This is a genomic window from Rhizobium sp. RHZ01 (genome assembly GCF_014851595.1).
In the GTDB taxonomy this organism is placed as follows: domain Bacteria; phylum Pseudomonadota; class Alphaproteobacteria; order Rhizobiales; family Rhizobiaceae; genus Rhizobium; species Rhizobium altiplani.
This window is the reverse complement of the sequence record NZ_JACUZZ010000012.1, coordinates 16,231-42,350: the sequence shown is the minus strand read 5'-3', so window position 1 is coordinate 42,350 and position 26,120 is coordinate 16,231. Positions and strand designations below refer to the sequence as shown.

The following is a 26,120-nucleotide window of genomic DNA, read 5'->3' as shown; positions in this document are numbered from 1 at the left end:
CTTTGGGTCCGATTAGGCGAAGGACTTCGCGAAGCTATCGATGGCAGCCGTGAGCTTGCCCTTCGTATCGTCGCTGATTGCCTTGTCCGTACGGATCGTGTCGAGGATAGCCGAGCCTTCCGAGCGAAGGTACGACAGCAGGCCCTGTTCGAACTTGCCGACCTGTGCGACCGGGATCTTGTCGAGATAGCCGTTGACGCCAGCGAAGATCACCGCGACCTGCTCTTCCGTCTTCAGCGGCGAGAACTGCGGCTGCTTCAGGAGTTCGGTCAGGCGCGCACCGCGGTTCAGCAGGCGCTGCGTCGAGGCGTCGAGGTCGGAGCCGAACTGAGCGAAGGCGGCCATTTCGCGATACTGGGCGAGTTCGCCCTTGATCGAGCCGGCAACCTGCTTCATCGCCTTGACCTGCGCGGCGGAGCCGACGCGCGAAACCGACAGACCGACGTTAACGGCCGGACGGATACCCTGATAGAACAGGTCGGTTTCGAGGAAGATCTGGCCGTCGGTGATCGAGATCACGTTGGTCGGAATGAACGCCGAAACGTCGTTGCCCTGGGTTTCGATGACAGGCAGAGCCGTCAGAGAGCCAGCGCCCTTTTCGTCGGAGAGCTTTGCAGCGCGCTCGAGGAGACGCGAATGCAGATAGAAAACGTCGCCCGGGTAAGCTTCGCGGCCCGGCGGGCGGCGCAGCAGCAGCGACATCTGGCGGTAAGCAACAGCCTGCTTGGACAGGTCGTCGTAACCGATCAGCGCGTGCTGACCGTTGTCACGGAAGTATTCGCCCATCGTGCAACCAGCGAACGGCGCCAGGTACTGCATCGGAGCCGGATCGGAAGCGGTCGCGGCAACGACGATCGAGTACTTCATTGCGCCGCGTTCTTCGAGAACCTTGACGAACTGGGCAACGGTCGAACGCTTCTGGCCGATAGCGACGTAGACGCAGAACAGCTTCTCGCTGTCCGGGCCGTTGTCGTGGATGGCCTTCTGGTTCAGGATCGTGTCGAGAATGATCGCGGTCTTGCCGGTCTGGCGGTCGCCGATGACGAGCTCGCGCTGGCCACGACCGACCGGGATGAGCGCGTCGATGGCCTTGAGGCCGGTCGACATCGGCTCATGAACCGACTTGCGTGGAATGATGCCCGGAGCCTTGACGTCGACGCGCGCGCGGCGGGTCGAATTGATCGGGCCCTTGCCGTCGATCGGGTTGCCGAGAGCGTCGACAACGCGGCCGAGCAGTTCCGGACCAACCGGAACGTCAACGATGGCGCCGGTCCGCTTGACGGTGTCGCCTTCCTTGATGTCGCGGTCCGAACCGAAAATAACAACACCGACGTTGTCCGATTCCAGGTTCAGCGCCATGCCACGGATGCCGCCGGGGAACTCGACCATTTCGCCTGCCTGAACATTGTCCAGACCGTAAACGCGAGCGATACCGTCACCGACGGAGAGAACCTGACCGACTTCCGAGACTTCTGCCTCTTTGCCGAAGTTTTTGATCTGGTCTTTGAGAATTGCGGAAATTTCCGCCGCGCGGATATCCATCAGCCGACCTCTTTCAATGCAAGCTTAAGGGTAGAGAGTTTCGTACGAAGAGACGTATCAATCTGACGGGACCCGACCTTCACGATCAGACCACCAAGAATTGACGGATCGATCGTGACAGCAATCGCCACGTCTTTGCCGGTGACGCCCTTGAGCGCCGCCTTCAATTCAGTTTCCTGCGCCGCAGTCAGCGCATGGGCCGAGGTAACCTCGGCAGTAATTTCGCCGCGATGGTTTGCAGCGATGATGCGGAAGGCCCTGATCATGCCCGGGAGAGCAAAGAGGCGGCGGTTACGCGCCACGACCTTCAGAAAGTTCGCGAAGAAGCCGCTGATACCAGCCTTCTCGCTGATGGCGACAATCGCCTTGAGCTGATCGTCGGCCGAAAAAACAGGGCTCGAAACAAAACGCTTCAGGTCGCCGCTCTCGTCGAGCATCGCCTGGAACCGGTCGAGGTCCTTGGTGACGCTTTCGACTGCGCCCTGCTCAAGCGCCAACTCGAACAGCGACGAGGCATAGCGCTCTGCAACACCAGAAGTAAGCTGGGATGTGTCTGCCACTGGCCCAAATTTCCCTGATTTCAACTCAAAATCCGGTCCCCGGCGGGCGCCTGACCTAGGATCTTGAATTCGTTATGATTTCCCCCAGAAATCGCAAGAGAGCCTCTTGCTTCTTCCGAAATTCGGGGTCCGTCTAACATAGGATGTTCGGACTCGCAACACGCGTAACGCCCGAATACGGCTTTCCCATCGATTTCTAACGCAAAAATGCTCAAAGCCCGGCAGCGAAGTGCTCAGCGCGAGAAATATCAGCTCAACTCAAGCGGAAAAGAAACCAAATACATAGGCGAGCGGAAGCGCAGCCAGAACGATTTGCACAACCAGAAGTAAATAGTTGAGAATCGTGCTCCCCTTATCTGAAAGGAGCGAAATGATGCGCGCAAATGCGGCCATGGCGAAGGAGGCGCCAAGGGCCATGTAGATCCAGTTCTGCGCCAACATGATGGCCGAGAGACCGAAGCCGAGATAGAAACCGCCGACCGATCGTTGCTCGGCGTAGCCGTCACGGCGGCCCTCGCGCGGCATGAGGCCGAACAACCGCATCGCATAACCTGGCGCGAACATGATGACAAAGCCCGCCAGCGCCGCGAACGCGGCGGCTGCGAAAGCGAGCTGTTCCCCAAGCTCCGTTGGAAAGTAAAAATCCATCATCGACCCCGAATCCCTTGTTTCGGCTTCCTTATGCCATGATTGGCTTGCCCGGCAAAAGCCCGTTCGGGAGCGATCTACAGGAAGCTTTGGGGATCCACGTCGAGCTGTACATGCACCGATCCGCGCTCCTTCGGCGCCTGCGCAAGCATGGCCCTGAGAAATGCCTGCATGTCCGAGTTCCTCCGTCCATGCACGAGAAGCCGGAAGCGATAGCGGCCGCGCACCAGCGCAAGCGGCGCTTCCGCAGGCCCGAGCACCGAGATGCCGGAGACATGAGGCGCGGCGTTTCGGATGCCGCGGGCATGGTTTTCCGCATCATGGCGCGTTTCCGCCGAAACGATGATCGACGCCAGCCGTCCGAACGGCGGCAGGATGGCGCGCTCCCGCTCGGCGATCTCGCGTTCGTAGAAGGCGCTTGCATCGCCCGACACGATCGCCTGCATGACGGGATGCTGAGGCTGGTAGGTCTGCAACAGGCCGTGGCTTTTCAGGCCGGTGCGGCCGGCGCGGCCCGTCACCTGCGACAGCAGCTGAAAGGTACGCTCGGCGGCACGCGGGTCGCCATTGGCGAGGCCGAGATCGGCATCGACGATGCCGACCAGCGTCATCAGCGGGAAATTGTGACCCTTGGCGACAAGCTGCGTGCCGATGACGATATCGGCCTCGCCCTTGGCAATGGCCTCGAGCTCAAGGCGCAACCGTTTGACGCCGCCCATCATGTCGGACGAGAGGACGATGGTTCGCGCCTCGGGGAAATGGCGTTCCACCTCCTCGGCAATGCGTTCGACGCCCGGTCCGCAGGCAACGAGGTGATCAAGCGTTCCGCATTCGGGGCAGGCTTCCGGGGTGTGCTCGGCATGGCCGCACTGATGGCATTGCAGCTGCCTCTTGAACCGGTGTTCGACGAGCCAGCTGGAGCACTGCGGGCACTGGAAGCGATGTCCACAGACGCGGCAGAGCGTCAGCGGCGCATAGCCCCGCCGGTTCAGGAAGAGGAGCGCCTGCTGCTGCTTTTCGACCGTCTTGCCGATCGCGCGGATCAGGACCGGCGACAGGAAGCCGCCGCGCTCGGGGGCATGGCGGCGCATGTCGATCAAGTGCAGATCCGGCAACGCCGCATCGCCGAATCGGGTCGGCATGTGAATGGTGCTGTAACGCCCGCTCTGCCCATTGACCTGGCTTTCGACCGAGGGGGTGGCGGAGACGAGAACCACCGGGAAATCGCCGATGCGCGCACGCACGACCGCCATGTCGCGCGCATTGTAATAGACACGGTCCTCCTGCTTGTAGGCCGGATCATGCTCTTCATCGACGATGATAAGACCTAGATCCTCGAACGGCAGGAACAGAGCCGAACGCGCGCCGGCAACGACGCGGACCTCGCCGGTGACCGCCTGACGCCAGACCTTCTCGCGGGTGCGCGGGGCCAGATCGGAATGCCATTCGGCGGGCTTGGCACCGAAACGATATTGGAAGCGCTCGAGAAAGCTTGCCGTCAGCGCGATCTCCGGCAGCAGAATCAGAACCTGCTTGCCGCGTCTCAGCGTTTCCGCGATCGCCTCGAAATAGACTTCCGTCTTTCCCGAACCGGTGACGCCGTCGATCAGCGAGACGGCGAACTCACCCTTTCGAACTTCGGCGAGAATCTCGTCGGCCGCCTCCCTTTGCGGGCCTTCCAGCCGCGCGCCCACGAATTCGGGATCGGGTTTGGCGACCACCGGCGGTGGCGGCAGGAAGACGGTTTCGAAAATGCCCTGGCTTACCAGACCGTCGACGACGCTCGTCGAGACGCCCGCGGCATGGGCAAGCCCGCTTCGCGTCCAGGACAGGCCGTCGCCCGCAATGTCGAGCACCCGGGCGCGCGCTGGCGTCATCCGCTCCGGCTCGCCGCCAACGAAGCGCAGGCCCTCCACCATCGGTTCCGGTTCAAAGGCATTCGGCGCACGCAGCGCCATGCGCGCCACCAGTCCCGGCGGGGACAGCGTGTAGCTCGCGACCCAATCGATGAAGTCGCGCATCTCCTTGCTCAGCGGCGGGCAATCGAAGACATGGCTGATCGGCCTCAGCTTCTTCGGATCGACATTGTCTTCGCCGCCGTCCCAGACGACGCCGATCACCTGCCTCGGACCGAGTGGCACCTGGACGACCGAGCCGGGTTCCACCGCCATCCCTTCCGGGACGGCATATGAATATGGCTTCGGCGCGGGCATGGGAACGAGCACCGGAACCGTACGGTTTGCCGGCGGCGTCTCAAACAACGCTCCAAAGAGATCGGACGAATCTGTGCTCATCGGGCGAGACCATGCCCGGATCGGCGCGAAAAGAAAACCTGCAAGACGTCCGTCACCAGCCTACTCGTCCTCGTCGACTACGCCGGTGAGCCGCATGCCCTCGATCCACGTGGCGCCGTCCCGCCGCACGACATGGCGGGCACAGGCGCCGCATTTCTCGCGCACGGCGGCCGCCAGCGCTTCCGAATGCGTAACGATCCAGATCTGGCTGCTGCGGGCCGCCTCCGCGATCATGTCCGCCAGAGGCAACAACATATCGGGGTGCAGGCTTGCTTCCGGTTCGTTGAGCGCAATCAGTGGCGGCAGCCGATAGGACATCAGCGCCGCGGCCAGGCCGAGGAACCGTATCTGCCCGTCCGACAGTTCGCGCGGCTGGAACACGCGGTTCGGAAATTCGGGAAAGGAAAGGCCGAACGACGCCGTCTCCTCGGGCAGCGGCACCGCGAGTCGCGCACCGCCGAGGGCAGCGGCGACGGCACGATCGAGATCGACCGTATCCTCCCGCGTATGCACCAGCGTTGCGAAGACCGCTGCAATGTTGCTGCCGTCCTCATCGAGCAGTGGCGCCGTGACCGCAAGGCAGGGTGCGCGCAGCGGTGAGAAACGATCCGTCCGGAAGCCGTGGAAGAAGCGCCAGCCGTCGATCGCACGGCGGAATGTCCCAATCTCGGGATAGTGCCCAGCGTCGCCAAGCAGTGCGATCGCGGTTTCCGAGGTCAGCGCCTGCTCGGGATAATCCTGCATCCGCCCATTCGGCCCGCGAACGGAAATCGCCGGGCCGGCACGCTTCATCATCGTGACAGGTCGGGTTCCGGTCTCGATCGAAAGCTCTTCGGTCTTGATTTGCGGTTCAAAGGGAAATCCCGCCGCAGCCGCCGGCGGTCGTAGACCGGCCTCGACCCTATACCGGAACGTGATCGCCCTTTCCTCGTCCAGAAGCTCCGCCTCGAGGCGAATCCGGAACGGCCCGTCGACATCCCGGCGCGGGCCGGACCACAACGCCGAGAACATCCCGCCCTCGGCGGCGATCTCATGCGCCAGACGTCCGCGCGTTGCCGCCTGGATGAGCTGGAGAGCCCGGTAGAGATTGGATTTTCCGACCCCGTTTTCGCCGATGAAAAGGTTGATCCCCGAAAGATCCATGCGGATCGATCGCAGGGACCGGTAGTTCTGGGCGAACATCGAGCGGAGCAGCATGCCTCGCTTTAGCCTATCCGATTAGGGAATTGAATGGGCACCGACCAGTTCCGGTTCCGCAGGCGGAACCAACGGCAGGAATTGCGTGTCACCATCCGCGGCGAGCGCATGGACAGTGTGGTCTTCCAATGCCTTGGTGACTTCGTTGATGTCGCCGTCGAGATGCTCCACCGGGATCAGATTGCCGACCACGAAGTCGAATCGGTCGCCGCGCTTGTTCAGAAGCTCGTGAAAGACCGTCATGTCCCTGAGCTCGGTCGACCATTTCGCGAACCAGTAGAATAGGCCCGAGTTCCGCGCCGTCATGTGTACCGGCAGGATCGGCAGATTGTATTTCCGCGCAAGGCCGACGGCGGAGGTTTTCCAGGGACGTTCGTTCAGCCGGCCGTTCGCCCAATAAGCGATGCGCCCAGACGGAAAAAGAACCGTCGCCTTGCCTTCTTTGACGGCACGGTTGGTGATCTGCAATGTCTCACGGGTCTTCAGCTTGCTCTTGTATTCCTCGCGCCATTCCACCGGAATGATGACCTCGGCAAAACGTGGATTGACGCGTATGGCATCGCGGTTGGCAAACACCATGATGTCCGGCCGCTTGGTTTTCAGGAGGTCGAACACGGCAACGCCATCGGCGATCCCGGTCGGATGGTTGCTGACGAGCATGAAGCCGCCGCTATCCGGAATGCGTTCGCCGTGCCGAATATTGATCTCGAGCTTCAGCAGGTTGCTCATGTACTCGAAGCACTGGAGCCCCGGCATTTTCGCAACGTCATTGGCGAAGCTGATCGCCCTGTTGTAGCGCAGCAGTGTGTGGAGGAACGGCCGCATGACGGGCCAGAGCGGATGCTTCACGATCTTCTGCCCACGCTCGGCGATCAAGGTATCGACGATGTGGCCCGGCTTGCCATGGGAGACGAGCGCGATCGTCTCCGCGAACTGTCCAATTGCGGTCGTTGGATGGCGCCGTGACATTCAAGATCCTGCGTCGTTGGGAAACCGGTCACGTGGAATGATATGATAGAAGCATGACAAGCACTTGGCCGGCATTAGGAATTCCATAACTATCGCTCCTTCAGAATTGGCGGCAGGATTGGCAAATTCAAGGCCGGATACGTGAACGAACTCCTGATCATCGCCGACCCCGGCCTGATGGCCGAGCGCTCGGCATGGCTCGATAGCCTGGCTCGCGAGCGACGTCTGTCGGAGCACACGCTCGATGCTTACGAGCGTGATACGCGTCAGTTCCTGACGTTTCTGACCGGTCACCTCGGCGGCCCCGCAACGCTGAAAGATATCCAGGCGTTAAGGCCCGCGGACTTCCGTGCTTTTCTGGCGGCGCGACGCAAAGAGGGCTCCGGCGCTCGTTCGCTCGGTCGCAGTCTCGCCGGGCTGCGTTCCCTCCTGCGTTACCTCGAAAAGAAGGGACTGGTGAATGCCGCTGGCGTCAGTGCCGTCCGCTCGCCGAAGCAGCCGAAATCACTACCGAAACCCTTATCCGACCGGCAGGCCATCACTGTCGTCAGCGACGAGGCTCAGTTGCACGAAGAGCCTTGGATTGCCGCACGCGATGCCGCCGTTTTCACACTGCTCTACGGCTGCGGTCTGCGCATCTCCGAAGCGCTCGATCTGACGCCTGGCAACTTCAACCGCGGCGCGGCCACGCTGCGCATAACCGGCAAGGGCAACAAGACCCGCCTTGTGCCGATGCTCACCGTCGTCTTCGACGCCGTCGAGAAATACCGGTCTTTGTGCCCCTATCATCTCGAAGGCGAAGAACCCCTCTTTCGCGGCGCGCGCGGCGGCAAACTGCAAGCTGCGATCATTCAGCGCACCATGCAAAAGATGCGCAGCGCCTTCGGCCTTCCGGAAACAGCGACACCGCATGCGCTGCGCCATTCGTTTGCCACCCACCTGTTGGCAGGTGGCGGCGATTTGAGAACCATCCAGGAATTGCTCGGCCACGCCAGCCTTTCCACCACCCAGGTCTATACAGGTGTGGATTCCTCACGATTGCTTGAAGTTTACGACCGTGCCCATCCCCGGGCGTAATCTTTTGTTAACGGCTTCTCTTAAGGGAATATCCGCACGCTGGGCGTAGGCTTAGCGATCATAGTGACCGGAACACCATCATGACGATCTCCATCGGCCACCGCAGCCTGCACATCGCATCGCCGAGCAATCTCCTGCTCTGGCTGATTGCCGCCTTTCACATGCTGCTTGCGGCAACCCTGATCGCTGCGCTGTTCTCGGTGTCCCCCGCCGCAGCGGCCGACGAGGATGCCTGTACCGGCCACAATATCCTGACCGATCTCAAGCAGAGCGATGCCGCCCGCTACGCCGAAGTGGTGAAGGAGGCCGATGCCGTGCCGAACGGCAAGGGCATTTTCTGGAAGATCGAGAAGGCGGGGATAGCCCCGTCCTGGCTGCTCGGCAGCATGCATGTGACCGATCCGCGCGTGCTGACACTCCCACCACGCACGCAGGCAGCCCATGACGCTGCCGACACGATCGTCATTGAATCCGACGAGATCCTCGACGAGAAGAAGGCTTCCGCCGCTCTGCTGATGAAGCCTGAACTGATGATGTTCACGGACGGGACGACGATTGAACAGCTTCTGTCTCACGACGACTACGTTCGTCTGGAGGAAGGCCTGAAGCAGCGCGGCATCCCACTTGCCGCGGTCTCGCGCATGCGCCCCTGGATGATATCAAGCGTTGTTGCCCTGCCCGGCTGCGAAATGGCCCGCAAGGCGAAGGGCGTACAGTTCCTCGATCAGAAGATTGCCGCAGATGCCGTTGCTGGGGGCAAGCAGGTCAAGGGCCTGGAAACGCTTGCCGAGCAGCTGCAGGCAATGGCCGAGCTGCCGACCGAATTCCACATGAAGTCGCTGATCGAGACGCTGGCCTTGGGTTCCAAGATGAACGACGTGGTGGAAACCATGACCGATCTCTACCTCTCCGGCGATATCGGCATGACCATTCCGATGCTGAAGACAGTCTCGCCCGACGGCGAGGATGAGGACGGCGACTATGCCGCCTTCGAACAGCGCATCATTCTCGACCGCAACAAGGTGATGGCCGAGCGAGCAGCCCCGATCCTTGCCAATGGCAACGTCTTCATGGCCGTCGGCGCGCTCCATCTTCCCGGCGAAGGCGGCGTCATCGAACTGCTGCGCAAGCAGGGCTTCACGGTGACGGCCGTCAACTAGCTCCCGACGGTCATGCGCCTGAGAACATTGGTCTTCCAGTAGAACTGGTGGGCCAGCGCGCCGGCAACATGCGCCGCGATCAAAGCCCAGAGGATTGCCTTGAGGATACCGCCATGAAGCTCGCCGGAAAAATCGATCCCTAGATAGTAAGCCATCATGCCGGTCAGCGGCAGGAGGAAGATGAGCAGATACAGCGCTGCATGCGCGACCTTGGCGCCAATCCGGAATATCTTCGGCTCCGCCGCCGGTTCAGCGGGCGCGCCCTGAATAAGGCGCAGGCAAACGCGAAAGATTGCCAGAACGAGAATGCCGATGCCGACATAGGCATGCACATTGGCAGACGCGATCTGATCTGCCGAGGGGATGCCACCATGACGAACCGTCCGGTTCCAAGCGTTCATACCATCCGGAAAGAGCAGGTTGAAAAAGATCATGAGCGCCATGACCCAATGCAGCAATCGCTGTGGGAGGCTATATGCATCACGAGAATCAGTAGGCATGTATCTATCCTCAAAACAGCAATTAGAACCGTTCTAAGGTAAATGGGCCGCCTGCTGTGAAGCAAGCGGCCCATCCCATATTGCGAAAATTTAATATTACATATGGATCGGCTTGAAGAAGGCGGCGAGAGCCGCTTCCTTAACCGCTTCCGACATGGTCGGGTGCGCGTGGCAGGTGCGGCCGAGATCTTCCGCGGAACCACCAAACTCCATCAGAACGGCGATCTCGTGGATCATCTCGCCGGCGCCGAAGCCGACGATATGGCCGCCGAGGACGCGGTCCGTTTCCTTGTCGGAGAGGATCTTCACGAAACCGTCGGTCGCCAGCATCGCGCGGGCTCGGCCGTTCGCGGTGAAGGGGAACTTGCCGACCTTGTAGGCGATGCCTGCCGCCTTCAGCTCTTCCTCGGTCTTGCCAACGGAGGCGACTTCCGGCTGCGTGTAGACGACGCTCGGGATGACGTCATAATTCACATGGCCATGTTGACCGGCGAGGATTTCGGCGAGCGCCACGCCTTCGTCTTCAGCCTTGTGAGCCAGCATCGGACCCTTCACCACGTCGCCGATCGCGTAGATACCAGGCACGTTGGTACGGAAGTGTCCGTCGATCTCGACGCGGCCACGATTGTCGAGCTTAACGCCTGCTTCTTCCAGACCGAGGCCGGCTATGTATGGCGTGCGGCCAGTCGCGATCAGAACGACTTCGGCGTCGAGCGTCTGTGCATCGCCACCCTTGACCGGCTCGAAGGTAACCTTGGCACCCTTGCCGCCCTTCTCAACGCCCGTCACCTTGGAGCTAAGGTTGATGGTGACACCCTGCTTGGCGAGCATGCGCTGGAACTGTTTGGAGACTTCGCCATCCATGCCGCCGAGAATCGTGTCGAGATATTCGACGACGGTGACCTTGGCGCCGAGGCGCAACCAGACGGAACCGAGCTCGAGACCGATGACGCCACCACCGACGACGATCATCGTTTCCGGCACCTTCTCAAGCGCGATCGCGCCCGTTGAGGAAATGATCACCTTCTCGTCGAGATCGACCTTCACGCCCGGAATGCCTGCCACGTCGGAGCCGGTCGCGATGACAATGTTCTTGCCTTCGATTTCCTGGACCTTGCCGTCTTCGGCAGTCACGGAAACCTTGCCAGCCGATACGATCTTGCCGGTCCCCTGGAATGCATCGATCTTGTTCTTCTTGAAGAGGAAGGCAACGCCATCGACGTTGGCCTTTACCGTCGCATCCTTGTGCGCCAGCATCTTTCCGAGGTTCAGCTTCGGAGCAGCGACCTCGATGCCGAGCGCGTCCATGCCGTGGCCAGCCTGATGGAACATTTCGGAGGCATGCAGCAGCGCCTTGGACGGGATGCAGCCGACGTTCAGGCACGTGCCGCCGAACGTTGCGCGCTTTTCAACGACAGCGACCTTGAGGCCGAGCTGGGCTGCCTTGATGGCAGCGACGTAGCCGCCAGGGCCGGTTCCGATAACGATCACATCGTAGGACATTGTTTCTTTTCCTTTTCGTTATTTGCTTAGTCAGCCGCGCGGGCGAGCGCGAGGCGGAAACCGAAGCCGACCAGTGCGGCGCCGGTGATACGGTTGAACCATCTGCCGCTTGCGATGAAGCGGTCGCGAATGGGCTTTACGGTGAAGAAAGTGGAGACGCCGGCGAACCAGGCGACGAGTGCGGTGGCCATTCCGATGCCGTAGCTGAACTGGATCAGCGCCGGGGTATCGTGATGCACCAGCGTCGAGAAGAGGGACAGGAAGAACAGGACCGGCTTCGGATTGAGCGCGTTGGTGATGAAGCCCATGCCGAGGCATTTCAGCGCCGAGATCGGCGCGCGGTCTTCGTCCGTCACCTCGATCTCATTCACGTTGAAGCCCGGCTCGCGGAAGGACTTGATGCCGAGGTAGACGAGATAGGCGACGCCGGCCCATTTGATCATGGCAAACAGCATCAGCGATTTGGAGACGATCAGGCCAAGGCCGAGGATCGTGTAGCTGATGTGAAAGAGCAGCGAGAAGCCCATGCCGAGGCCGGTCATCATGGCGGCACGGCGCCCGTGCACGATGCTCTGGCGCAGGATGACCGCAAAGTCGGCGCCCGGTACGACGATGAAGATCGAAAAGACGGCCATGAGGCCGAGAAATTCGAAGAAGTATTGCATGGCGATATGGTCTCCGTGCCCTAACGGCCGCCGCTGACGTTGAGTATGGCGCCCGTTATATAGGAAGCCGTCGGCGAGAGAAGGTAGAGGACCGCATCGGCTATCTCCTCTGCCGTGCCGGGCCGCTGCATCGGAATGCTCGGTGCGAGGTCGCGTGCGCGGTTCGGCAGGCCGCCGGATGCATGAATGTCGGTATCAATGACGCCGGGACGGATAGCGTTCACACGCACGCCCTCATTCGCCACCTCGCGGGACAGGCCCACGGTGAACGTATCGATCGCGGCCTTCGAGGCAGCGTAGTCGACATACTGCGAGGCCGAGCCCAGCACCGCTGCCATTGACGAAATGTTGACGATCGCCCCGCCCTTGCCGCCGTGGTTCGACGACATGCGGCGAACGGCCTCGGCCGCGCAGAGGATCGAACCGGTCACGTTGACACGCATCATCCGTTCAAGCCGCTCGACGCTCATCTCGTCGACGCGCTGCTTGGCATCGACGATGCCGGCATTGTTGACCAGCCCGTCCAGCCGTCCGAAATGCCTGTCGACGGCCTGAAACATCGAAACGATATCCTGCGCGCTGCCGACATCGCCCTTGATGGCGATGGCGTCGCCACCCTCTGCCTTGACCTCGGAGACGATAGCATCGGCAGCGGCGCGGTTCGCGGCGTAGTTCACGGCGACGTCCCAGCCCTGGCGGGCAGCGAGACGGCAGACCGCCGCACCGATGCCTCGGCTCCCGCCGGTAACGAGAAGGACGGGTCGTTGTGTCATTTCGCGCACTCCTCGAATGCCAGGACATCCCACGGCGCAACCGTCGCCTTGTCGTTGCCCCATATCTGCGATTGGCGGATCGCCGGGCCGAGACCCGGCAGAAAGATATTCTCGGTGGCTGCCGCGGCTTCGGACTGCAGATTGTCGATTTCGCCCTTGGCGTTTACGCTATAGACCGTGCCCCGCCAGATCGTGCAGGCATCCAGATCGGCGCCCGTCACGTCGCCGCCAGGGCAGTTGAACATCAGGATACCGACGGCGCGTTCCGGATCGTCGGACGGCATCACATAGCCGTCCAGCTCGATCGAAGTTTTGAGAACCTTTAGCGTGAACCGGTTTCTGGCAGCGGCTGCTTCCGAATTGATCGGCGTAAAGCGAAGCTCGTAGGCGCCGTCGCGGTCGGCATAGACGGCACTTGCCTGCGTGCAATCGGGAGCACCAAAAGCAGTCGCAGGCAGCGCCAGCAAAAACGCGAGCGACGCCCAGACCCTACCCTTGGCAAAGGGAGGCATCCCGGTCATACGCCCTGTGGAGATTGCCAGCGACATTGCGCGCCCCGCTGAGGTGGAAAGGGCCGCTCACGCGGCCCAGTCGAATGCTTAGAGATCGAGAACCAGGCGCTCCGGATCTTCCAGGCTTTCCTTGACGCGGACGAGGAAGGTCACGGCTTCCTTGCCGTCGACGATACGGTGGTCGTAGGAGAGCGCGAGATACATCATCGGACGGATGACGATCTGGCCGCCAACGACGACCGGACGGTCCTGGATCTTATGCATGCCGAGGATGCCGGATTGCGGCGCGTTCAGGATCGGCGAGGACATCAGCGAGCCGTAAACGCCGCCATTGGTGATCGTGAAGGTGCCGCCCTGCATGTCGGCCATCGAGAGCGAGCCATCGCGCGCAGCCTTTGCGAGACGCGCCAGTTCCTTTTCGACTTCAGCGATCGACATCTGGTCCGCGTCGCGGATGACAGGGACGACGAGGCCCTTGTCCGTGCCGACGGCCATGCCGATGTGGCAGAAGTTCTTGTAGATGATGTCGGTGCCGTCGATCTCGGCGTTAACAGCCGGAAGTTCCTTCAGCGCGTGGGTGATAGCCTTGGTGAAGAAGCCCATGAAGCCGAGCTTCACGCCATGCTTCTTTTCGAAGACGTCCTTGTACTTGGCGCGCAGGTCCATGACAGCCTTCATGTCCACCTCGTTGTAGGTGGTCAGCATGGCAGCCGTGTTCTGTGCGTCCTTCAGGCGCTTGGCGATCGTCTGGCGCAGGCGCGTCATCTTCACGCGCTCTTCGCGAGCCGCATCCTCGACAGTCGACGGGCCGCGGGCGGCAGCCGGAACGGCAGGAGCGGCAGCGGCAGCCGGGGCGGAGATGCCCTTGGCAACAGCAGCGATCACGTCGCCCTTCAGAACCTGGCCACGCTTGCCGCTGCCGTCGATCTGATCGGCCGACAGGTTGTTTTCGGCGAGCATCTTGGCGGCAGCCGGTGCCGGCGGCATCGCGGAAGCAGCAGCTGCCGGAGCAGCGGCGGCAGCGACAGCCGGTTCGGCTACCTTTGCCGGGGCGGCGGCGGGAGCAGCAGCAGCCGGGGCGGCGGCGGCACCAGCGCCTGCGGCGATCTGGCCGAGCAGCGCGCCGAGACCGACGGTTTCGCCAGCCTGGGCGACAATCTCGGACAGCGTACCGGAAGCCGGTGCGGGCACTTCGATGGTCACCTTGTCGGTTTCAAGCTCGAGAATCGGTTCGTCGGCCTTGATGGCATCGCCGACCTTCTTGAACCAGGTACCGACGGTTGCCTCGCTGACGGATTCACCGAGAGTTGGAACGCGGATTTCTGTGGCCATTGTTCAAATCCTGATTTGCTTGTGTTCGTTTATTCGTTTCCGGCTCCTGACGGCCGGAGAATGATCGAGGGCATTGGCAATATGTCGAAGCGAAAACCGTAACCGGACTGGATGATCGGATCGGCATCGGCAAGCGCTTGCGCTGCCTGCTGATCCTCCACCGAGACGACTGCCATGCCCCAGCCTCCTTCACCTTCGAAGACGGGACCGACGGCGATCGCCGATCCCTGTTCCGCGTTCTGGTGCCAGTAGGCGGCATGGCGCTTCATCGCGGCCATTTCCTCCCCGGTCGCGTCGTAGGGGAAACGGGGGCGAGGCGGCACAAGTCTGAAGAAGAAATATGCCATCGCCCCGATCCCTTAACCGCCCAGCGCATCCTCGAGGAATGCGGCGAGCTGCGACAGATGCTTGGACATCAGACCCGTTGCCGGCGAAGCGGCAGCCGGACGGCCGGTGTAACGGACGCGCTGGTACTTCGCATCGATGTGGGCGAGCACCCACTCCAGATACGGGTCGATGAACGACCATGCGCCCATGTTCTTCGGCTCTTCCTGGCACCAGACCATCTCGGCGTTCCGGAAGCGGGAAAGCTCGTTGATGAGCGCCTTTGCCGGGAACGGATAGAGCTGTTCGACGCGCAGCAGGTAGATGTCGTCGATGCCGCGCTTTTCGCGCTCTTCCAGAAGGTCGTAGTAGACCTTGCCGGTGCACATGACCACGCGGCGGATCTTCGCATCCTTCTGCAGTTTGATCGGGCCGTCCTTGATGACCTCCGCATCGTCCCAGAGGAGGCGATGGAAGGAAGACTCGCCAGCGAGTTCGGCAAGGCTGGAAACAGCCCGCTTGTGACGCAGCAGGGACTTCGGCGTCATCAGCACGAGCGGCTTGCGGAAGTCGCGCTTCAGCTGACGGCGCAGGATGTGGAAGTAGTTCGCCGGCGTCGTGACGTTGGCAACCTGCATGTTGTCCTCGGCGCAAAGCTGCAGGAAGCGCTCGAGGCGGGCCGAGGAGTGCTCCGGACCCTGGCCTTCGTAGCCATGCGGCAGCAGGCAGACGAGACCCGACATGCGCAGCCACTTGCGTTCGCCCGAGGAGACGAACTGGTCGAAGACGACCTGCGCACCGTTGGCGAAGTCACCGAACTGGGCTTCCCAAAGGGTCAGCGCATTCGGGCGAGCCAGCGAATAGCCGTATTCGAAGCCGAGCACCGCTTCTTCCGAAAGCATCGAGTTGATGACTTCGTAGCGAGCCTGGTTGGACGACAGGTTCGCCAGCGGGATGTAGCGCTCTTCCGTCTCCTGATCGTAGAGAACCGAATGACGCTGCGAGAAGGTACCGCGCTCGCAATCCTGACCGGAAAGGCGGATCTTGTGGCCTTCGACAACAAGCGAACCGAAGGCAAGCGCCTCGGCCATCGCCCAGTCGAGATTCTCGCCCGTCTGGATCATGTTGGCGCGGTTTTCCATGAAGCGCTGGATCGTGCGGTGTGCATGGAAGCCTTGCGGAATTTCCGAAAGCTTGCGGCCGATATCCTTGAGCGTCTTCATCGGAACGGCGGTCTTGCCGCGGCGCTGTTCGTCGGCGTTGTCAGCCGTGCGCAGGCCCGACCACTCGCCATCCAGCCAATCGGCCTTGTTCGGCTTGTAGCTCTGCCCGGCGTCGAACTCCTGCTCGAGATGCGCGCGCCAGTCAGCCTTCATCTTCTCGACGTCGCCATCGGTCAGCAGGCCTTCGGCAACGAGGCGATCCGCATAGATCTGCAGCACCGTCTTGTGGGCGCGGATGACCTTGTACATCTTCGGCTGAGTGAAGGACGGCTCATCGCCTTCATTGTGGCCGTAGCGACGATAGCAGAACATGTCGACCACAACGGGCTTGTGGAACTTCATGCGGAATTCCATGGCGATCTTGGCAGCATAGACAACTGCTTCCGGATCGTCGCCGTTGACGTGGAAGATCGGCGCTTCGATCATCTTGGCGACGTCGGACGGATAGGGCGACGAACGCGAGAAGGCCGGGTTGGTGGTGAAGCCGATCTGGTTGTTGATGATGACGTGCATCGTGCCGGCAACGCGGTGACCGCGCAGGCCCGACAGGCCGAGGATTTCGGCAATCACGCCCTGGCCGGCAAACGCCGCGTCGCCGTGGATCAGCAGCGGCAGAACCTTGGCGCGCTCCGACAGCGGAATGGTATCGCCGTCCCAGACGGTGGCGCCCATGTCCTGCTTGGCGCGAGCCTTGCCCATGACGACGGGGTCAACGATTTCAAGGTGCGACGGATTGGCCGTCAGCGAGACGTGGACCTTGTTGCCGTCGAACTCGCGGTCGGAGGAGGCGCCGAGGTGGTACTTGACGTCGCCGGAACCTTCGACTTCGTCAGGCGCGTAGGAACCGCCCTTGAATTCGTGGAAAATCGCGCGATGCGGCTTGCCCATGACTTGCGAAAGCACATTCAGACGACCGCGATGGGCCATACCGAATACGGCTTCACGAAGGCCGAGGTGGCCGCCGCGCTTCAGGATCTGCTCCAGCGCCGGGATGAGCGATTCGCCACCATCGAGACCAAAGCGCTTGGTGCCCTTGAACTTCACGTCTAGGAACTGCTCGTAGCCTTCGGCCTCGACCAGCTTGGCAAGGATCGCCTTCTTGCCTTCCGGGGTGAAGGCAACGCCCTTGTCCGGACCTTCGATGCGCTCCTGGATCCAGGCTTTTTCTTCCGGATTGGAAATATGCATGAATTCGACGCCGAGGGTCGAGCAGTAGGTGCGCTCGAGGATCTCGATCATCTCGGGAAGGGTGGCGTATTCAAGGCCGAGAACGTTGTCGATGAAGATCTTGCGGGAATAGTCGGCCTGCGTGAAACCGTAAGCTTCGGGCGACAGTTCCTTGTAGTCTTCGACGGGTGCTGCGATCCCGAGCGGATCGAGCTTGGCATGCAGGTGGCCGCGCATGCGATAGGCGCGGATCATCATGATGGCGCGGACGGAGTCGCGGGTCGCCTGCAGGATGTCGGCACCTTCGGTCGGCTTGCCTGATGCTTCCGCCTTGCCCTTGACCTTGGTCTCGATGATCTTTTCAACAGTGCCCCAATCGCCGTCGAGCGCCGAAACTAGATCGCTCTTCGGCTGCAGGGGCCAGTTCGTCTTGCGCCAGGATGCACCCTTGGCCGCCTTTTTCACATCTTCCGGATTGTCTTCCAGAGCCTTGAAGAAGGACCGCCATTCCTCGTTGACCGAGCTCGGGTCTTCTTCATAGCGCGCATAGAGCTGCTCGATATAGGCAGCATTGGCGCCATCCAGGAACGAGGTAATCTGAAACTGCTCGTTGGCTTCTTGCCGTGCCATGGTTGCACGCGGACGCTTTCGTCCGCCTCCTGACTTGTGATTCCGCCGGATACTCGACCGGCTTGCCGCATCTGTCGATAGCCGCCTGTCCGCGGCTCATTCCATTTCAAAGTCGAGACCCGGGCGAGCGGCGAAAACCGTTGCCCGGGTTATAGATTGGATTAGCCCTTGAGGACTTCAACCAGCGTCTTGCCGAGGCGCGCCGGCGAAGGCGAAACCTTGATGCCAGCCGATTCCATGGCCGCGATCTTCGATTCCGCGTCGCCCTTGCCGCCGGAAACGACAGCACCGGCATGACCCATGGTGCGGCCCTTCGGAGCCGTACGGCCCGCGATGAATCCGGCCATCGGCTTCTTGCGGCCCTTCTTGGCTTCGTCGATCAGGAACTGGGCCGCGTCTTCTTCAGCCGAGCCGCCGATTTCGCCGATCATGATGATCGAGGTCGTGGCTTCATCGGCCAGGAACATTTCCAGCACGTCGATGAACTCGGTGCCCTTGACCGGGTCGCCGCCGATACCGACAGCCGTCGTCTGGCCGAGGCCTTCGTTGGATGTCTGGAACACCGCTTCGTAGGTCAGCGTGCCTGAACGGGAAACGATGCCGACCGAACCCTTGCGGAAGATCGAGCCCGGCATGATGCCGATCTTGCACTCTTCCGGCGTCAGGATGCCCGGGCAGTTCGGTCCGAGCAGGCGTGACTTCGACTTGTCGAGCTTGGCCTTGACGCGCACCATATCCATGACCGGGATGCCCTCGGTGATGCAGGTGATGAACGGGATTTCGGCCTCGATCGCCTCGATGATCGCATCAGCAGCACCGGCCGGCGGGACGTAGATCACGGTCGCATCGGCGCCGGTCCGTTCCTTGGCTTCGGCAACGCTTGCGAAGATCGGCAGCGAGGTACCGTCGACGCCCGACGACCAGGTTTCGCCACCCTTCTTCGGGTGAATACCGCCGACCATCTTGGTACCGTAGTAAGCAAGCGCCTGTTCGGTGTGGAAGGTACCGGTCTTGCCGGTCAGGCCCTGAACGAGAACCTTGGTGTCTTTGTTGACGAGAATAGACATTCTTTCGGTCCTTCCGGATTAGGCCTTGATCGCCGCGACGATCTTCTTCGCCGCGTCGTCGAGATCGTCGGCAGCCGTAATCGCCAGACCCGACTCGTTGAGGATTTTCTTGCCGAGTTCGACGTTGGTGCCTTCGAGGCGAACGACGAGCGGAACCTTCAGACCGACTTCCTGCACAGCTGCGACAACGCCTTCGGCGATGACGTCGCAACGCATGATGCCGCCGAAGATGTTGACGAGGATGCCCTCGACCTTCGGGTCAGCCGTAATGATCTTGAAGGCTGCAGCGACCTTCTCCTTGCCGGCGCCACCGCCGACGTCGCAGAAGTTTGCCGGCTCCTTGCCGTAGAGCTTGATGATGTCCATCGTCGCCATGGCGAGACCGGCGCCGTTGACCATGCAGCCAATGTTGCCGTCGAGGGCTACGTAGGCGAGATCCCACTTCGAGGCCTCGATTTCCTTGGCGTCTTCCTCGGTCTCGTCGCGCAGCGCCTTGACGTCGTCGTGGCGGAACAGCGCATTGCCGTCGAATGACATCTTGGCGTCGAGAACGCGCAGGTGGCCATCCTTCATGACGATCAGCGGGTTAACCTCGAGGAGAGCCATGTCCTTCTCGCCGAATGCCTTGTAGAGCGCCGGAAACAGCGACTTGGCGTCTTCGGCGGCGGCGCCGGTCAGTTCGAGAGCCTTGGAGATCGCAGCAACGTCAGCCGCGGTGACGCCGGCTTCCGGATCGATAGCGATCGTGTGGATCTTCTCGGGCGTATCGTGAGCGACAGCCTCGATGTCCATGCCGCCTTCGGTCGAGACGACGAAGGCAACGCGGCCAACCGAGCGGTCGACCAGCAGCGAGCAATAGAGTTCGCGGGCAATATCGGCGCCGTCTTCGATGTAGAGGCGGTTGACCTGCTTGCCAGCTTCGCCCGTCTGCGCCGTTACCAGCGTGTTGCCGAGCATTTCCTTGGCGTGAGCAACGACTTCGTCGATCGACTTGGCGAGACGAACACCGCCCTTGGCGTCGGCGCCGAGTTCCTTGAACTTGCCCTTGCCGCGGCCGCCGGCATGGATCTGGCTCTTGACCACATAAAGCGGGCCCGGAAGCGACTTGGCGGCAGCTTCGGCTTCCTCGACCTTGAGGATCGCCACACCTTTTGCGACCGGCGCGCCATAGCCCTTCAGCAGAGCCTTGGCCTGATATTCATGAATATTCATGGATCTATTCCTGTTTGGATTGCGTCAGCGCGCGGTCTGATTACTTCAGCGCAGGCGCAATGTTGATGCAGGCTTCGCAAAGACCGGCGACAGCAGCGACCGACTTGTCGAAGGCTTCCTTTTCGGCCTTGTTGAGGTCGATCTCGATGACGCGCTCGACGCCGCCGGCACCGATAACAGTGGGAACGCCGACATACATGTCCTTGACGCCGTACTGGCCAGTCAGCTGTGCTGCGCAAGGCAGGACGCGCTTCTTGTCCTTGAGGTAGGACTCGGCCATTTCGATCGCGGAAGCAGCCGGCGCATAGTAGGCCGAGCCGGTCTTCAGCAGGCCGACGATTTCGGCACCCCCGTCACGGGTACGCTGGATGATTTCTTCGAGGCGTTCCTTGGTGACCCAACCCATCGTGACGAGATCCGTCAGCGGAATACCGCCAACCGTCGAATAGCGGGCGAGCGGCACCATCGTGTCGCCATGGCCGCCGAGAACGAATGCCGTGACGTCCTGTACGGAAACGTTGAATTCCTGGGACAGGAACAGGCGGAAGCGCGACGAGTCGAGAACGCCGGCCATACCGACGACCTTGTTGGCCGGAAGGCCGGAGAACTTCTGCAGCGCCCAGACCATCGCGTCGAGCGGATTGGTGATGCAGATGACGAAAGCGTTCGGGGCATACTTCTTGATGCCGGCGCCGACCTGTTCCATGACCTTGAGGTTGATGCCGAGAAGGTCGTCGCGGCTCATGCCCGGCTTGCGCGGCACACCGGCGGTGACGATGCAGACATCAGCACCCTCGATCGCCGAATAGTCGCTGGCGCCCGTCAGGTTGGCGTCGAAGCCCTCGACCGGAGAGGACTGAGCGATGTCGAGGCCCTTACCCTGAGGAATGCCGTCGGCGATATCGAAGAGAACGATGTCACCCAGTTCCTTCAGGCCGGCGAGATGCGCCAGCGTGCCACCAATCATGCCAGAACCAATGAGTGCGATCTTGTTACGCGCCATTTCGCTGTTTCCTTTGCGATCAAAATTCGTCAGGCGACGCGCGGAGGGGGCATCGCCCAATGCCGCAATCGCATAGCTCCAAAGCCAAAAAATGGCAAATGATTATTTTTGAGCAAGGAATTTCAATCGTTTAGATCATAAAATTCTTACGTAAACGTAAGATTATTTGTCGCCAGAACGTTACTCCGCGGCCCGCCGCTCGTGATGCAATGCAAGATATTCCAAACTGCGCATTTCGAAAAGTCGCGAGACAGTACGATCGAATTCGAAGCCTTCGGTGCCACGCGCCTGTGTCAGCAAGTTTTCAGGCATCGCCGCAGCGGAGACATAGAGCCGTACCGCATGATCGTAAAGTGTATCGATCAGGATGATGAAGCGCTTGATCTGGTTTCGCTTGTCTGGCCCCAGCAGCGGCACGTGATCGATGAAGATGGCGTCGAAACGTTCGGCAATGGCCAGAAAGTCCGCGGCACCCAACGGCTTTTCACAGAGATCAGCGAACGAAAACCGCGCCAGCCGATCAACTGCCAGCGGCACGTGGATCGACCGCCCCTTCATCGGAATCTCCAGCGGCTGCGCCTTTCGGCCGTGAAGCGCCTGCATCCAGGATGCATCCATGGCCATGTCGGTCCGGTTATCGATCGGCGTCAGATAGACCGGCTGGCTGTCGAGCTTCTCCATCCGGTAGTCAGTCGGCGAGTCCAGTGTCACGATCTCGACGTTCTGCTTCAGGAGATCGACGAAGGGCAGGAACAAGCTCCGATTGAGGCCGTCCTTGTAGAGGTTGTTGGGCTCGACATTGGAGGTCGCGACCAGCAGGCACCCGCGCCGGAAAAGTTCGGAAAACAGCCGCGACAGGATCATCGCGTCGGCGATGTCAGTCACGGTAAACTCATCGAAGCACAGCAGTTCGGCTTCGTCATAGAGGGCAGCAGCAACGACCGGAATGGGATCGGCCTGCTTGGTCTCGCCCTGCTTGAGCTTCAGCCGGTGTGCCGCGATGCGGTTGTGCACGTCGGCCATGAATTCGTGGAAGTGCGCGCGCCGCTTCTTCGCGCAAGGCGCCATGCCGAAGAACATATCCATCAGCATCGTCTTGCCGCGGCCGACGCTGCCATGAATGTAGAGTCCCTTGACTGCTTCCGCCGGCTTCTTCTTGTTGGCGAACAACCAGCCGAGAGCGCTTGCCTTTGCCGCCGGCCGCCGCTGCTTCAACCCCGACAGTACCCGATCCAGGCATTTCGCCACGTGCATCTGGGCTGAATCGATTTGAAGCGCGCCCGAAGCCGTCAGCGACTTCAATTGTTCACTGACGCTCAGGGTGTAGTCTGGCATGGGTTGCATAAAGGAGGTCCGCCTATGCAGGATCGGCGGCCTTCGCCGCCGGATCTTTTAACGGCTGAGGCTGATCGGCTGACCGGTATTGGTCTGGCCGCTGAAAGCGTTGTCGGCGGTCTTGTAGACGCTGCCGATCTGGTTGCCGCTGCGGTCCTTCAGGATAACCTGCTTGCCTGAAACTTCCCAGGAGCCCATCGCCGTCAGTTCGCCGACGCAGCCGCGCGTACCGCCACGCGAGCCGCTGCCGAGATTGGTGAGCGTCAGGAACATGTCGCAGGAGCCGTTGACGCGCCAGCTGCCGACCATCGATTCCTTCGTGACATCCATCGCATTCGCAGCCATCGCGCCGGGCTGGCCGCCGGCGACTGGCGCCGTGGCCGTTGGAGCGGCCGGGAATTGGGAAGCACCGGAAGGCGGCGGAAGCTGTCCGCCCTGAACCGAAGGAACCGGCTGGGCCGTCAGCGGCGCCGGCTGGCTAAAGCTTGCATTGTCATAGGCGGTGCGCTGGCAGCCAGCTAACGACAGAATAACCACGAGACCTGTCGCCATATGTCTGAACTGCATCATCATACTCCTGATTTTTCCAGTATTGCCCTGAAGTTGCCGCGCAATCACGGCGGAATTATCTTGAAAGGCTGTACTGAATCAAGCCAGCGCGAGGAGAAATTGTGTCGATGTGGGAGCAACGCCGTAACGCCGAGACAAATTTGGCGCAATCCCGGACAGATTAAGGCTTCGCGAGCGGATAAAGAAAAGGGCCGCATCCGCGGCCCTTTTGCTGGATTGATCAAACACGACGCTCGACCATCATCTTCTTGATTTCGGCGATTGCCTTGGCAGGGTTCAGGCCCTTCGGGCAGGTCTGCGCGCAGTTCATGATCGTGTGGCAGCGATAGAGACGGAACGGATCCTCGAGATTGTCGAGACGCTCGCCGGTCGCTTCGTCGCGGCTGTCGATCAGCCAGCGGTAAGCCTGCAGGAGAACGGCCGGACCGAGGTAGCGGTCGCCGTTCCACCAGTAGCTCGGACAGGAAGTCGAGCAGCAAGCGCAGAGAATGCACTCGTAGAGGCCGTCGAGCTTCTGGCGGTCCTCATGGCTCTGCTTCCATTCCTTGGCCGGCGTCGGCGAAACCGTCTTCAGCCATGGCTCGATCGAGCGGTGCTGGGCATAGAAGTTGGTGAGATCCGGGACCAGGTCCTTGACGACAGGCAGATGCGGCAGCGGATAGATCTTCACCGCGCCCTTGATGTCGTCGAGACCCTTGGTGCAGGCGAGCGTATTCGTGCCGTCGATGTTCATCGCGCAGGAGCCGCAGATGCCCTCACGACAGGAACGGCGCAGCGTCAGCGTCGGGTCGATTTTGTTCTTGATGTAGAGCAGACCGTCGAGCACCATCGGACCGCAATCGTCGACATCGATATAGAAGGTGTCGATCGACGGGTTCTGTCCGTCATCCGGGCTCCAGCGGTAGACGCGGAATTCGCGAGTGTTCTTCGCGCCCGCTGGCTTCGGCCATACCTTGCCTTCGCGGATCTGGGAGTTCTTGGGAAGAGCGAGTTCAACCATGTCCGGTTCCTTTTAGTACACGCGAGCCTTGGGCGCGATCTTCTTGGGATCGATGCCCTCTGCGATGAGCTCGGTGTGAACCGGGCGGTAGTCGAGCTTGACGTCGCCTGACTCGTTGACCCAGGCAAGTGTGTGCTTGCGCCAGTTGACGTCGTCACGGCCGGCAAAAGCGCCTTCCGTGTAGTCTTCGCGTGCGTGCGAACCACGGCTCTCCTTGCGAGCCTCGGCGCCGTAGATCGTCGTGATGGCGTTGGCCATCAGGTTCTGCAGCTCGAGGGTTTCCACGAGGTCGGAGTTCCAGATCATCGAACGGTCGGTGACCTTGATGTCGCGCATTTCCTGCCAGATGGCCGAGATGCGCTTGCAGCCCGACTCCAGCGATTCCTGCGTACGGAACACGGCGGCGTCTTCCTGCATGGCGCGCTGCATCTTCTCGCGCAGCACCGCCGTCGGCGTGCCGCCGCTGGCATTGCGCAGGCTGTCGAAGCGATCCATGATCTTGTCGCAGGCGGCGACGTTGAGATGCGGGATCGGCGCGCTGCGATCGATGACCTCGCCGGCGCGGATCGCAGCGGCGCGGCCGAAGACCACGAGGTCGATCAGCGAGTTGGAGCCGAGACGATTGGCGCCGTGCACCGAGGCGCAACCGGCTTCGCCCACGGCCATCAGGCCGGGGATGATGCGCTCCGGATTGGAGCTGTCGGCATTCAGCACTTCGCCCCAGTAGTTCGTCGGAATACCGCCCATGTTGTAGTGGACAGTCGGCAGGACCGGGATCGGCTCGCGCGTCACGTCGACGCCGGCGAAGATCTTGGCGCTCTCGGAAATGCCCGGCAGGCGCTCGTGCAGAACGGCCGGATCGAGATGGTCGAGATGCAGGAAGATGTGGTCCTTGTTCTTGCCGACGCCGCGACCTTCGCGGATCTCAAGCGTCATGCAGCGCGAAACGACGTCGCGCGAGGCAAGGTCCTTCGCCGAAGGGGCATAGCGTTCCATAAAGCGCTCGCCCTCGGAGTTGACGAGGTAGCCGCCTTCGCCGCGCGCGCCCTCGGTGATGAGACAGCCCGAACCGTAAATGCCGGTCGGGTGGAACTGTACGAATTCCATGTCCTGCAGCGGCAGACCGGCGCGGGCCACCATACCGCCGCCGTCGCCGGTGCAGGTATGGGCAGAGGTTGCCGAGAAGTAGGCGCGGCCATAACCGCCGGTCGCCAGCACCACCATCTTGGCGGCGAAGCGATGAATGGTGCCGTCATCGAGGCACCAGGCGACGACGCCGGTGCAGCGGCTGCCGTCATCCGACATGATCAGGTCGAGCGCGAAATACTCGATGAAGAACTCGGCGTTGTTGCGCAGCGACTGACCATAGAGCGTGTGCAGGATCGCGTGGCCGGTACGGTCGGCAACGGCGCAGGTGCGCTGCACCGGCGGGCCTTCGCCGAAGTTCTGCATGTGGCCGCCGAACGGCCGCTGGTAGATCTTGCCTTCCTCGTTGCGTGAGAAGGGAACGCCGTAATGCTCAAGCTCATAGACCGCCTTCGGCGCTTCCATGGTGAGATACTGCATGGCGTCGACGTCGCCGAGCCAGTCGGAGCCCTTGACGGTGTCGTAGAGGTGCCACTGCCAGCTGTCGGGCGTCATATTCTGCAGCGAGGCGGCGATGCCGCCCTGGGCAGCGACCGTGTGCGAGCGGGTCGGGAATACCTTGGTGATGCAGGCGGTGCGGAAACCCTGTTCGGCCATGCCAAGCGTGGCGCGAAGACCGGCGCCGCCGGCGCCGACGACGATCACATCGTATGAGTGATCGACGTATTTGTAGGCCTTCCCATTCTGAGCGGGTGAAGTCGGTGCCATGAT

At 61.5% G+C, this 26,120-nt stretch carries 23 protein-coding genes; 2 read left to right on the top strand and 21 right to left on the bottom strand.

Going from position 1 to position 26,120, the window contains the following annotated elements; translation table 11 throughout:
• Positions 1 to 12: 12 nt before the first annotated feature.
• The 6 genes from atpA to IB248_RS14330 form a co-directional block, all read right to left on the bottom strand.
• Positions 13 to 1,542, bottom strand: coding sequence for a F0F1 ATP synthase subunit alpha (gene atpA, locus IB248_RS14355; RefSeq protein WP_007796947.1), 1,530 nt, complete (start codon positions 1,540 to 1,542; stop codon positions 13 to 15).
• Positions 1,542 to 2,102 (bottom strand): F0F1 ATP synthase subunit delta, encoded by a 561-nt coding sequence (locus IB248_RS14350; protein ID WP_018855734.1) that lies wholly within the window; start codon positions 2,100 to 2,102, stop codon positions 1,542 to 1,544. Before IB248_RS14350 ends, atpA begins: the two co-directional genes overlap by 1 nt.
• 258 nt (positions 2,103 to 2,360) lie before the next feature.
• Positions 2,361 to 2,750: a hypothetical protein gene (locus IB248_RS14345; protein WP_025658205.1), complete on the bottom strand. Its 390-nt coding sequence runs from the start codon at positions 2,748 to 2,750 to the stop codon at positions 2,361 to 2,363.
• 77 nt (positions 2,751 to 2,827) lie between these two features.
• A complete protein-coding gene (locus IB248_RS14340) occupies positions 2,828 to 5,044 on the bottom strand; it encodes a primosomal protein N' (protein ID WP_113471981.1) in 2,217 nt (738 codons plus the stop codon).
• A gap of 60 nt (positions 5,045 to 5,104) precedes the next feature.
• Positions 5,105 to 6,241: an AAA family ATPase gene (locus IB248_RS14335; protein WP_018855737.1), complete on the bottom strand. Its 1,137-nt coding sequence runs from the start codon at positions 6,239 to 6,241 to the stop codon at positions 5,105 to 5,107.
• A gap of 21 nt (positions 6,242 to 6,262) precedes the next feature.
• The gene (locus IB248_RS14330; RefSeq protein WP_018855738.1) at positions 6,263 to 7,210 is read right to left on the bottom strand and encodes a GNAT family N-acetyltransferase; all 948 of its coding nucleotides are present in this window, start codon (positions 7,208 to 7,210) and stop codon (positions 6,263 to 6,265) included.
• A gap of 141 nt (positions 7,211 to 7,351) precedes the next feature.
• Here IB248_RS14330 and IB248_RS14325 point away from each other — a divergent pair, with 141 nt between their 5' ends.
• Together IB248_RS14325 and IB248_RS14320 are read left to right on the top strand one after the other, a co-directional pair.
• A complete protein-coding gene (locus IB248_RS14325) occupies positions 7,352 to 8,287 on the top strand; it encodes a tyrosine recombinase XerC (protein WP_018855739.1) in 936 nt (311 codons plus the stop codon).
• Between the two features lie 80 nt (positions 8,288 to 8,367).
• Positions 8,368 to 9,447 (top strand): TraB/GumN family protein, encoded by a 1,080-nt coding sequence (locus IB248_RS14320; protein ID WP_018855740.1) that lies wholly within the window; start codon positions 8,368 to 8,370, stop codon positions 9,445 to 9,447.
• Here the strand turns inward: IB248_RS14320 and IB248_RS14315 are convergent.
• From IB248_RS14315 to sdhA, 15 genes are all read right to left on the bottom strand, one after another.
• The gene (locus IB248_RS14315) at positions 9,444 to 9,947 is read right to left on the bottom strand and encodes a cytochrome b/b6 domain-containing protein (RefSeq protein WP_026371589.1); all 504 of its coding nucleotides are present in this window, start codon (positions 9,945 to 9,947) and stop codon (positions 9,444 to 9,446) included. The two genes, IB248_RS14320 and IB248_RS14315, sit on opposite strands and share 4 nt — an antisense overlap.
• 96 nt (positions 9,948 to 10,043) lie before the next feature.
• A complete protein-coding gene (gene lpdA / locus IB248_RS14310; RefSeq protein WP_018855742.1) occupies positions 10,044 to 11,450 on the bottom strand; it encodes a dihydrolipoyl dehydrogenase in 1,407 nt (468 codons plus the stop codon).
• Between the two features lie 26 nt (positions 11,451 to 11,476).
• Positions 11,477 to 12,115 (bottom strand): LysE family transporter, encoded by a 639-nt coding sequence (locus tag IB248_RS14305; RefSeq protein ID WP_169681385.1) that lies wholly within the window; start codon positions 12,113 to 12,115, stop codon positions 11,477 to 11,479.
• 20 nt (positions 12,116 to 12,135) lie between these two features.
• Complete coding sequence (locus IB248_RS14300; protein WP_018855744.1) at positions 12,136 to 12,888, bottom strand: SDR family oxidoreductase; 753 nt, start codon at positions 12,886 to 12,888, stop codon at positions 12,136 to 12,138.
• The gene (locus IB248_RS14295; protein ID WP_018855745.1) at positions 12,885 to 13,409 is read right to left on the bottom strand and encodes a hypothetical protein; all 525 of its coding nucleotides are present in this window, start codon (positions 13,407 to 13,409) and stop codon (positions 12,885 to 12,887) included. The genes IB248_RS14300 and IB248_RS14295 overlap by 4 nt, the downstream gene beginning before the upstream one ends.
• A 78-nt stretch (positions 13,410 to 13,487) precedes the next feature.
• Positions 13,488 to 14,732, bottom strand: coding sequence for a 2-oxoglutarate dehydrogenase complex dihydrolipoyllysine-residue succinyltransferase (gene odhB / locus IB248_RS14290; RefSeq protein WP_018855746.1), 1,245 nt, complete (start codon positions 14,730 to 14,732; stop codon positions 13,488 to 13,490).
• Positions 14,733 to 14,761: 29 nt separating this feature from the next.
• Positions 14,762 to 15,079 carry a YciI family protein gene (locus IB248_RS14285; RefSeq protein WP_026371591.1) on the bottom strand — a complete coding sequence of 106 codons (318 nt, stop codon included), beginning with the start codon at positions 15,077 to 15,079 and terminating at the stop codon, positions 14,762 to 14,764.
• 12 nt (positions 15,080 to 15,091) lie between these two features.
• Entirely contained in the window at positions 15,092 to 18,076 is a 2,985-nt protein-coding gene (locus IB248_RS14280; protein WP_018855748.1) for a 2-oxoglutarate dehydrogenase E1 component, read from the bottom strand.
• Between the two features lie 161 nt (positions 18,077 to 18,237).
• Positions 18,238 to 19,143 carry a succinate--CoA ligase subunit alpha gene (sucD, locus tag IB248_RS14275; protein WP_112655586.1) on the bottom strand — a complete coding sequence of 302 codons (906 nt, stop codon included), beginning with the start codon at positions 19,141 to 19,143 and terminating at the stop codon, positions 18,238 to 18,240.
• Between the two features lie 18 nt (positions 19,144 to 19,161).
• The gene (gene sucC, locus IB248_RS14270) at positions 19,162 to 20,355 is read right to left on the bottom strand and encodes an ADP-forming succinate--CoA ligase subunit beta (RefSeq protein ID WP_018855750.1); all 1,194 of its coding nucleotides are present in this window, start codon (positions 20,353 to 20,355) and stop codon (positions 19,162 to 19,164) included.
• Positions 20,356 to 20,395: 40 nt separating this feature from the next.
• A complete protein-coding gene (gene mdh, locus IB248_RS14265) occupies positions 20,396 to 21,358 on the bottom strand; it encodes a malate dehydrogenase (protein WP_112655582.1) in 963 nt (320 codons plus the stop codon).
• 180 nt (positions 21,359 to 21,538) lie between these two features.
• Entirely contained in the window at positions 21,539 to 22,702 is a 1,164-nt protein-coding gene (gene zapE, locus IB248_RS14260; protein ID WP_113471984.1) for a cell division protein ZapE, read from the bottom strand.
• Positions 22,703 to 22,750: 48 nt separating this feature from the next.
• Positions 22,751 to 23,260, bottom strand: coding sequence for a protease inhibitor Inh/omp19 family protein (locus IB248_RS14255; protein WP_026371592.1), 510 nt, complete (start codon positions 23,258 to 23,260; stop codon positions 22,751 to 22,753).
• A gap of 223 nt (positions 23,261 to 23,483) precedes the next feature.
• Entirely contained in the window at positions 23,484 to 24,263 is a 780-nt protein-coding gene (locus IB248_RS14250) for a succinate dehydrogenase iron-sulfur subunit (protein WP_018855754.1), read from the bottom strand.
• Positions 24,264 to 24,275: 12 nt separating this feature from the next.
• Complete coding sequence (gene sdhA / locus IB248_RS14245; RefSeq protein WP_169681391.1) at positions 24,276 to 26,117, bottom strand: succinate dehydrogenase flavoprotein subunit; 1,842 nt, start codon at positions 26,115 to 26,117, stop codon at positions 24,276 to 24,278.
• Positions 26,118 to 26,120 lie beyond the last annotated feature (3 nt).